The sequence below is a fragment of the Streptomyces malaysiense genome (assembly GCF_000980885.2).
Taxonomy (GTDB): domain Bacteria; phylum Actinomycetota; class Actinomycetes; order Streptomycetales; family Streptomycetaceae; genus Streptomyces; species Streptomyces malaysiense.
On sequence record NZ_LBDA02000132.1, the window covers coordinates 1 to 689 of the forward strand.

General features: G+C 69.2%; 1 protein-coding gene. It reads right to left on the bottom strand.

Features of this window, described 5'->3' with window-relative positions:
• Window positions 1–689, bottom strand: a 689-nt coding sequence (locus VT52_RS34190; protein ID WP_240510007.1) for an alpha-amylase family protein, incomplete at both ends; no start/stop codon positions are given.

A 689-nucleotide genomic window follows, 5' to 3' on the forward strand; every position in this document is an offset into this window, starting at 1 on the left:
GTGTTGCGCCAGGTGAAGTAGGTGTACGACTGCTGGAAGCCGATCTGCGCGAGGGTGCGCATCATGGCGGGGCGGGTGAACGCCTCGGCCAGGAAGATCACGTCCGGGTCCCGGCCGTTGATCTCGGCGATGACCCGTTCCCAGAACACCACCGGCTTGGTGTGCGGGTTGTCGACCCGGAAGATCCGCACCCCGTGGTCCATCCAGTGCCGCAGCACCCGGACCGTCTCCGCGATCAGCCCGTCCATGTCCGCGTCGAAGGCGATCGGGTAGATGTCCTGGTACTTCTTCGGCGGGTTCTCGGCGTAGGCGATCGTCCCGTCCGGGCGGTGGCGGAACCACTCGGGGTGCTTGTGCACCCAGGGGTGGTCGGGGGAGCACTGCAGCGCGAAGTCAAGGGCGATCTCCAGGCCCAACTCCCGTGCCTCGCCGACGAAACGGTCGAAGTCCTCGATGGTGCCGAGGTCCGGGTGGACCGCGTCGTGCCCGCCCTCGGGGGAGCCGATCGCCCAGGGGACGCCGACGTCGTCCGCTCCGGCGGTGAGGGTGTTGTCCGGGCCCTTGCGGAAGGTGCTGCCGATCGGGTGAACCGGCGGCAGGTAGACGACGTCGAAGCCCATCTCGGCGATCGGCCTCAGGCGCCGGGCGGCGGTACGGAACGTGCCGTGCGGCCGCTCCTTCGTCCCCTC